Source organism: Ferrimicrobium sp. (genome assembly GCF_027319265.1).
Taxonomy (GTDB): domain Bacteria; phylum Actinomycetota; class Acidimicrobiia; order Acidimicrobiales; family Acidimicrobiaceae; genus Ferrimicrobium.
The window spans coordinates 24,264-31,701 of sequence record NZ_DAHVNP010000073.1 but is presented as its reverse complement, the minus strand read 5'-3'; the positions used below and the strand labels follow the sequence as shown (position 1 = coordinate 31,701).

General features: G+C 57.9%; 6 protein-coding genes and 1 tRNA gene. 3 read left to right on the top strand and 4 right to left on the bottom strand.

Annotated elements, in window-relative coordinates:
- Nucleotides 1-38: 38 nt before the first annotated feature.
- Nucleotides 39-114 (top strand) — tRNA-Glu (locus M7439_RS11295).
- A 363-nt stretch (nucleotides 115-477) separates the two neighbouring features.
- Here M7439_RS11295 and M7439_RS11290 read toward each other — a convergent pair.
- Both M7439_RS11290 and M7439_RS11285 read right to left on the bottom strand, forming a co-directional pair.
- The gene (locus tag M7439_RS11290; protein ID WP_298344327.1) at nucleotides 478-1,662 is read right to left on the bottom strand and encodes an MFS transporter; all 1,185 of its coding nucleotides are present in this window, start codon (nucleotides 1,660-1,662) and stop codon (nucleotides 478-480) included.
- Nucleotides 1,663-1,801: 139 nt separating this feature from the next.
- Nucleotides 1,802-2,188 carry a TIGR03618 family F420-dependent PPOX class oxidoreductase gene (locus M7439_RS11285; protein ID WP_298344324.1) on the bottom strand — a complete coding sequence of 129 codons (387 nt, stop codon included), beginning with the start codon at nucleotides 2,186-2,188 and terminating at the stop codon, nucleotides 1,802-1,804.
- Nucleotides 2,189-2,219: 31 nt separating this feature from the next.
- On the opposite strand from M7439_RS11285, the gene M7439_RS11280 reads away from it, so the two are divergent.
- Both M7439_RS11280 and M7439_RS11275 read left to right on the top strand, forming a co-directional pair.
- Nucleotides 2,220-3,053 carry an aminotransferase class IV gene (locus M7439_RS11280; protein ID WP_298344321.1) on the top strand — a complete coding sequence of 278 codons (834 nt, stop codon included), beginning with the start codon at nucleotides 2,220-2,222 and terminating at the stop codon, nucleotides 3,051-3,053.
- Between the two features lie 10 nt (nucleotides 3,054-3,063).
- Nucleotides 3,064-4,020, top strand: a complete 957-nt coding sequence (locus tag M7439_RS11275; protein WP_298344318.1) for an XdhC family protein — start codon at nucleotides 3,064-3,066, stop codon at nucleotides 4,018-4,020.
- A 140-nt stretch (nucleotides 4,021-4,160) separates the two neighbouring features.
- On the opposite strand, the gene M7439_RS11270 is transcribed toward M7439_RS11275, so the two are convergent.
- Together M7439_RS11270 and M7439_RS11265 are read right to left on the bottom strand one after the other, a co-directional pair.
- A complete protein-coding gene (locus tag M7439_RS11270; RefSeq protein ID WP_298344315.1) occupies nucleotides 4,161-5,726 on the bottom strand; it encodes an acyl-CoA dehydrogenase family protein in 1,566 nt (521 codons plus the stop codon).
- 66 nt (nucleotides 5,727-5,792) lie between these two features.
- Entirely contained in the window at nucleotides 5,793-7,370 is a 1,578-nt protein-coding gene (locus tag M7439_RS11265; protein ID WP_298344311.1) for a gamma-glutamyltransferase, read from the bottom strand.
- Between the last annotated feature and the right edge of the window lie 68 nt (nucleotides 7,371-7,438).

Below are 7,438 nucleotides of genomic sequence, written 5' to 3'. Positions count from 1 at the left end.
TCGATCGGAAGCCATTAGAGTGGATCGAGTCTCCTAGAGGCCCCATCGTCTAGAGGCCTAGGACACCACCCTCTCAAGGTGGAGACACGGGTTCGAATCCCGTTGGGGCTGCCAAGTATGACCTGCGAATATGCAGGTCATAGCGCCGAGAAGGGTCCTTCCAACTAGGTGAAATGGATCTCGAGCTTGTGGCAGCGATGTGGAGCCTCTCGTGTCACGCGCGATGATCCCGTACTGGCACGTCTGGCTAAGGTGACGCATCCAATCACTTCTGGGATGGACATATCGGCGGCTACGCGAATCTCCGTATTCGTTCGTTGCGTTGACCGAGAGATGGGCGCCCGCGCCTCGCTTCGGATGGGGGTGGGTGGGTTCTCGGTAGGGTCCCAAACCGGGCCTCGATGGTGACAGACACGCTAGTTTTCGATGATACGTGAGACGGTGATGGGTCTCAGCAATTGTGATGAAGGTAGGGCTCTATGTGGAGTCTCCGGCGATGGCTGGCCGCCTATGAGTTCCCCAGATGACGACGAGACCTGCCGCGATAAAGGTCGCCGCCATCAGGATGAATGCAGCCTGGAAGCCACTATCGGTGACAGTCACGCCAATGATGGCGATCCAGAGCGCTCCAATCGTCTGCGAGACGGTAAAGAAGACTCCAAAGCCAGCACGGGACATACCTGGGGGCAAATAGTCAGCGAAGACCGTTTGGCGAAGTGAGAGCTCTGAATAGGAGAAAATGCCAATGGCGATGCCCACGAGGGCAAGGCCAAGTAGCTCTCGACCGACGAAGACAAAAACGAGTAGGGCGAGTGCTCCCAGTCCGTAGTTCGCGATCAATGTGAACCGATGATTGCTCCGATCCGCGATCGATCCCATCAAGATCGGACCGATGACGGCTCCGACATATAACAGCGTTAAGACGATTGTCAGGCCTAGTGCAGAGAGGTGAAGGGAGCTATGAAGGTAGCCCGGAGTGTAGACGCCGACAATGCCGATTCCTTGTCCACCTGCGGCGATCGTTCCGGCGAGAAGGAGAGCGAAGACGGGCCGTTGTGCCATCAATGTCCGTAGGCGATGCCAGAAGTCGGCGCGCTCCGAATCAGCTTGGTCCTCTGTGATGTTGGGCGCTGTGATGCGATGCCAGGATGAGGGGAGCCAGATGGCGACGACCGCGACGGTCGTGACAAGGAGGATAGCGAGGGCCCAGAACGCCGCTCGCCAGCCGTAAGTCACAATGACCAGGGGCATGATGAGTGGTGCAAGGAGCGTGCCAAGGTTCCCGGCGGTAACATGCCAACTCAGCGTGGTGCCGCGCTGCGCAGGATACCTGTTAGCGAGATACGAGCCCCCCACTGGGTGTTGCGGCCATCCGGCGCTGGCCTGCAACAGGCGACCAGCCATGAAGACATAGATGCCTGGCGCCAAGGCTGCAATGACGGCTCCCACCGTTGACCCAATATTTTGAATGGTAAAGAGAACGCGAGCCGAAGTTCTCCGTACCACCAGCGATAGTGACTGGAGCGCACTACCGGCAATCGCGGCGACGGAGAGCAGTATGCCGACCGTGGCGTAGTCGGTGTGAAATGCCACGATAACATAGGGAATCGCGATTCCTAGTGATGCAACGTAGGCATGTTGTCCTGCATGAGACCAGCCCACTACGATCAAATCCCGGAGCCGATGTTGATCGTCTCGTCGTGATGCGGGATCGCTCAAGGTTCAGGAGTTCTGTTGGCGTCAAAGGCGGTCGTTGACTTAGTCCGGTCCTGTGCGTAGTCGCGACCGTGTTGGTGGTCTGTCAATCGACTACCCGTGTCCGGGTCGGTGTGATTTCGACGATGACACGTGCAGATTCGATGGTGCCAGCAAATGCTTGGCCAGTGTATCTCCTTGCTAGCTCTTCAAGATGATCGTTTGCACGGTCACCCAGAGTCGTCGCAGTGACAAGTCCACGCACCTCAACGTAGTGGTAAGGATTTTCACGCTCCCAAACCAACACGCTGACATGCGGATTCTGCGAGATGTTGCGGAATTTGGCCCGGGCAATTTCGGTATTGATGAAGAGATGTTCATGATCGCAATCGATCCACATGACGGATGTCTGCGGTTCTCCACCAGGCGCGAGTGTCGTGAGACTGGCAAAATTGTTGTCGTGAACGAGAGCTTCGAGAGCGGGATCAAGCATACCACTAGGATATCGCAAGGAGGTTGATGCCATGGCAGTGGTATGGATTGATGGATATCTTCATGAGGCTGACGACGCCGGTATTCCGGTATCCGATCATGGACTCGTCTGCGGTGATGGTGCCTTTGAGACCCTTGTTGTCGTCGATGGCAAGGCCTTCGCTGTCACCAGGCACCTCAATCGCTTAGGTCGGACGGCTCGAGGGATGGGACTTCCTGAACCGGACATGGAGATGCTTCGCAAGGGAATTGAGGCGTTGGTCATTCTGAACGGATTGGACAATGCAAAAATTCGCATCACCTACACGGCCGGCAACGCTGGCCTTGGTTCGCATCGGCCGACCGAGTTGCAACCGAGAGCAGTGATCGCAACTGAGCCGATCTCGCTTGAGCCGACTACGACGGCGCTTGCGTTGGCTCCTTGGCCTCGCAATGAACGTGGCGTCCTAGCTGGTCTCAAGACGACCTCGTATGCCGAGAACGTGATCGCCCTTGCTTGGGCCAGAGAGCAAGGCGCGGATGAAGTGCTGTTTGCCAATACCCTCGGTAATCTCTGCGAAGGCTCTGGATCCAACGTCTTTCTCGTTCGAGAGGGAGTTATTCTGACCCCACCGTTAAGCGCAGGCTGTCTAGCGGGGGTCACTCGTGATCTAGTACTCGAAGGGGTTGGTGCTCATGAGGTAGACATTCCCCTCGATATGCTCGCAGATCCATTGGTGACCGAGATGTTCGTCACCTCAACCCTGCGAATGGTTCAGGGTGTTGCGCTCCTCGATCAACGTCACTTCGACGACGCTCCGGGGCCGATTACGGTGAAAACCCAGCGTTACTTCGCAGATCTTATGTTAGAACAATTGGATCCGTAGAGGTGGTTGGGTGACCTTCGATGAACTGAATCTGTTAGGCCAACTGGAGCTCCATCCAGAGGCAGTGGTTGTGCGGCTCGTTGAGCTTCGAGGATTTGGGGGCGGCGATCGAGCGAGCGATCTCATGGTGATAGCGGATTCGCAGCAGTACGGTTCGGTCCTCTCTCCAGAACTCGCGATGCGTCTGCTGACCGATCCCACTGATGCCAAGCCCCGCACCATCATGTCTGAGATCGGTGATGCTCAAGCGGTGAACAACGGACTGGCGTGTGGTGGGTCGGTACGGGTGATGGTGCACCCTTGGGGTTGGCTCTCGGAGATCGAGCCCTATCTTGGCGCTCGCAAAGCGTTTGCTCTCCTTACCGCACTTGATGCCCAAGGCCGCCCGACTCAAGTACGGGTAGTCGCGCTTGGCCAGAGTGCCGACGATGTCGCCGAGCAGGCAGCAGCTGCATTACTTGAACGGGGCCATGCTGGGGTGAGCGTGTTGAATCTCGAAGATGGACCGGTCCATATCCACTGTTTTCTGCCCCGTCCTCGGCTGGTGATCGTTGGTGGAGGGGTTCTTGCGGATACATTGAGCACCCAAGCTCAGCTCATCGGTATCGAGGCGATGGGGTATGACGGAGTTGATGGATTCCCTCAGGTTGGTCGTAGCGATGCCGTGGTCGTGCTCGACCATGATCATGAGCGAGTCACGCCACTCCTGCATGTGCTATTGTCCGCCACTGAGGTTCCCTATATTGGCTCATTGGGCTCTCGGGGAACACAGGTAGAGCGCCGCCGACGTCTGCTCGAATGTGGATGTGCAGATCAGCTTGCTCGGATCTATGGGCCGGCTGGTCTCGATATCGGATCGCGCAGTACTGAGGAGACCGCGATGGCCATCGTTGCAGAGATGGTGCGTGTGCTACGCGGACGTTCGGGCGAGAGCCTGAGAGACGGTTCGGGCCCGATCAACGGCTGACGGGCCCCCAGTCGAGCGCTTATCCCTTTTGGCGGCCGCGATGCGTTGGCCGATCGGTCGTTCCCGGGGCGGTATCGATTGACGTGAACACGAGTGTGCATGGTCCGATCGATCTCTCGGTAGCGAGAACGAGATGAGGCTTAAACGGCGAGGCGCAGCGCTTCGGGCAGCTTCCAGGTAGGCAGGCTGTGGGTCTGCATGGCGGTCCAGCGTAGCTCTGCAACATCGGCGAGTTCGGGCACGTAGTTCGCAAAACGCCCGAGGGCAGCGATCTCGAGACACTCTCCGAGGAGTTCAAGGGATTCTTTCAGATACCACGTTTCACCAGCGAGGCCGTCTAGTGCGATCTCAGCGCTCTTGAGGACTGGCCCTCGCAACGATTGTGGTACCCACTTCGCGAGTAGGGCTCTGACACCAATAGCGGCGTCAGGATGTCGTAGCACTTCAGCGGCGTCCAGAGCATGGATGTTTGCACTCCCCTCCCAGATAGGCAGAACTAGTGCCTCGCGATGCCAGCGCGCGATAGCGTACTCCTCTAAAAATCCAAGCCCTCCAAAGCATTCCATTGCCTGTTGCGTGATGATGGTTGAATGCTTCGCGGTGTGGATCTTGGTTGCGTGACTCAGCAATCTGAGCAAGAGGTAGTCTGCGTCGTTGTGGTCAGTGAAATCGTAGCTCTCCTGGAAGGTCTCAGCACCCAGCAGGGCGAGTGAGAGGATACCGAGATGGGCAAGGCGCAACGTCACGAGATCACGAGCAAAGAGAGCATGTTCCCGGAGAGGATGCCCGAAGGCCTGCCTTCGTTCTCCTCGGAGGGTGGCCTCGATTGTTGCGATTCTCGCCACACCAGCGCTCGCAATCGCGTTCGCCGTGCGGGCAAGGGTGAGGCTTTGCAGAATACGATAGATGCCATCATTTTCACCAGCCAATAGCGTGGCCTGCGACTCGGCGAGCTCGATTTCTCCAGTTGGGATCGCCTTTGTGGCGAGTTTTGACTTGAGTCGCCGCAGGGTGAAATTCAGCTCTCCTTCGTCGGTATATTTGTCGACAAGATAGAGGTGGAGGTCCCGTAGCGAGCTGGCGTGTAGAGGGTACGCGCTGGTGATTGCGAGATCAGTGAGGCCTGCTCCGCTAGCGAAGTATTTGTCCCCGCTGGAGAGGAGCCATTTGCCTATGTCTCGTCGAGCTTGTGTTCGGGTGGCGGCCAGGTCGCTCCCAGCATGTGTCTCTGTGAACCAGGTGCCTCCCCAGCTTGGACCATCGGTGAGTCGTCGAAGGTAACGGTCGGAGTCAGGGAGCAGCAGTTGCAGTGCGCTTGCAACCTGGGTCGTGAGCGTCAGCAAACAATAGAAGCCAGGATCTGCTATCAGGTAACCTTGGAGAAAATGGCCGATAAAACCTGCTTCGTTCCAGGGCGTTGAGACGACGTGGCGAAGTTGTTCGTAGATTGCGGCATGGGAGGTGGTGAGGTGGGCCTGATCGATGCGGCGACCATCGAGATCGTGACTGATCAACGTCAGGGAGGGGGCTTGGTCGATCTCGATACCGACCGGCAGCACCTGATCGCCGACGGTAGTGCCCAATTCGACGAGTTGGGAGATGAAGGAAGGTGCGACGAGCCCCTCGGCGATTCTCGCTAAAACTGGATCAACGAGATACTGATTGAGGCCAACGGCATAACTGAGTGGGCTTGTTGTCGGTTCCATAGTGCCAACCGTACTCACTCAAGAGCAGGTTTGCTTGGCAGCGAGGCAATCAGCCGGTTGCGTTAGCTAGTAGCCGGCAATTCCAGCGGCCTCTGATCGTGGATCTGCTGCGATCATCCAGCTGCGTGATCGACGCAGGGTCACATGCGCTACCCCAGACTCTGTGCCAAAGGCAGGAGTCGATGCCACTGCACCTAACCTTCGTGTGAGTTCATCGAATATCGCTGGCGACAGATGATCTTCGCAAGTAACGATCGGTTCTTGGATCCCGTCATAGGTATCAAATCCCGACAGCTCGCTAGAGGTCATCGACGAGAAGGCAAAGCGTGGTTGGACGAGGGCGTCACGTGGATCACTCTGATCGCGCAATGCTGCGGTAATGACCTGGGCCAATATGCTGGGTTGCCGATCTCCGCCCATCGTACCGGCGATCAGGGCAAGATCACCGCCAAGGGTCTGGGCCATGATGGGCGCCAGCGTGTGACGAGGACGCGCTCTGGGTCGGAGTTCGTTTGGATCGCCAGGCAACAGGTTGAACCCAACTGCTCCGCGATCATGGATGAAGATGTTGGTATCAGGTGTCGCAAGGCGTGAACCGAAGGCATGTCCGTTGGACTGCACGAGAACGGCAGCGAGCCCGTTTTCATCGACAGCAGTGATCGCAGTCGTGTCCGGCCCGGTGGCCACGGTGTGGGTGCGAGGGGCAGTGGAGCTGATCGTACCAGCCAGGACACCCGCGAGATCAGCGTCATCGTGGTGATAGCCGTGCATCCAACGAGTCGCGCGGAAGGCCTCGATGAGCTCTATGTACCAATCGGCATCACCGAGCGTGCTGGCAGTGGTGCCGAGCTGTGCCAACGCGCCAAGGGTAAGAAACCCCGCACTCGGCGCTGGGTTGGTGGTGAGCACATGTCCAAAGAGGGTCGCTGTTAGCGGTGTTGCAAACCTTGCAATGGGTTTAGCCAGGTCATCGGGTCGGAAAACACCCTCACTGAGCTTCATCAGCTCTGCTCCGAATTCGCCAGCATAGAATCCTTCACGTCCGAGTTTGGAGATTGCTAGAAGGGTCCGAGCAACGCCAGGGCGGCGTACGAGCGGTATCGAGTTCGTCGTTGCCATCAAGAAACCACCGAGTTCAACCCCTGAGGCATGGCTGCGGATCTGCTCGTAGTTTCGTCGTAGTCGGTTGGATGCGGGAAATCCGTTGGTGGCGTAATCGACGGCAGTCTCTAGCACTTGATCAAGTCGGAGTTTGCCAAATTTGTGGTGCAGCGCTAACCACCCGTCGACCGCGCCAGGTACTGTCAGGGCTCCAAGACTTGCACGTGGGATCGTCCGATAGCCGTTCGCCCGCATCATCTCCGCCGATGCCCCAGTGCCGGAGGCACCTATTGCCTGGAGCGACTGTACTTGAGCCGGACCCCGAGAGGAGGGAGGGGAGTAGACCAATGCGACGAGATCACCGCCCAGGCCGCACTGGTCAGGCGCGGTCACCGAGAGCACCGCGTTGGCCGCGATAGCGGCGTCGATGGCGGAGCCACCCCTGCGCAGGAGGTGAATGGCGGCTTGTGATGCCAATGGATCGATAGAGGAGACGGCTGCATTCGGGAAGAGTTCGCTGAAGGATGGTGAGAAGTAGTGCACTGGCCCTAAGAATAGCCTTTAGCTGGTGCTCTTGCGTCGGTTTGCAGGGCAATCGCGATCGTTGGTGC

Coding starts and splice junctions, on each gene's coding strand:
- M7439_RS11285 (WP_298344324.1), bottom strand. CDS start 2,188: ATGCTTGATCCCGCTCTCGAAGCTCTCGTTCACGACAACAATTTTGCC.
- M7439_RS11280 (WP_298344321.1), top strand. CDS start 2,220: ATGGCAGTGGTATGGATTGATGGATATCTTCATGAGGCTGACGACGCC.
- M7439_RS11270 (WP_298344315.1), bottom strand. CDS start 5,726: ATGGAACCGACAACAAGCCCACTCAGTTATGCCGTTGGCCTCAATCAG.